This window comes from Frankia sp. CeCAU1, from assembly GCF_977971845.1.
In genome coordinates this window covers 1-617 of record NZ_CDWWXA010000135.1, presented here as the reverse complement: position 1 = coordinate 617, position 617 = coordinate 1, and the positions used below count along the sequence as shown (strand labels likewise).

At 72.3% G+C, this 617-nt stretch carries 1 protein-coding gene; it reads left to right on the top strand.

Translation table 11 applies throughout. From position 1 onward, the window contains the following. The coding region (locus AC08OO_RS19155; RefSeq protein WP_476618838.1) for a hypothetical protein at window positions 1-446 on the top strand (446 nt) is incomplete at its 5' end. Window positions 447-617 lie beyond the last annotated feature (171 nt).

Here is a 617-nt window from a genome sequence, read left to right as displayed (position 1 = left end):
GCCACACCCGAACGCTGACAGTCCCCGCCCGCCCCCGACCGACCGGCCCGGCCACCAGCGAGGACGAGCGGATCGCGCTGCTCGCCCGGCTCCTGCACGACGACACCGTCGAACTGACCGACCGGGTCGCCGGCGCGCTGCTGCTCCTCTACGGCCAGCAGCTCTCCCGCATCGCCGCGCTCACAACCAGCCAGGTCCACCAGCCGGGCGGCACCGTGCACCTGCAGATCGGCACCGAACGCATCCACCTGCCCGAACCGCTCGCCAGCCTGGTCCCGCGACTACGCGACAAAGGCCGTCCCCACGTCGGCGTCGGCTCACCCGGCACGACCGGCTGGCTGTTCCCAGGCCTGCTCCCCGGACAACCGATCACCCCCGCCCGGCTCGGGGAACGACTGCGCAAGCTCGGCGTCTCCGCGGTCGCCGGTCGCCGGTCGCCGCAATAACCCAGCTCGCCGCCGAACTCCCCACCGCCGCCCTCGCCGACATGCTCTCGATGCACCCGACCACCGCCGCCCGCTGGACCGCGCAGACTGGGGGCACCTGGCACCGCTACGCCGCTGAACTCGTCCGTGACCGTAGCTACCAGCCCTGACGAATAGCTACCAGCCGATCTT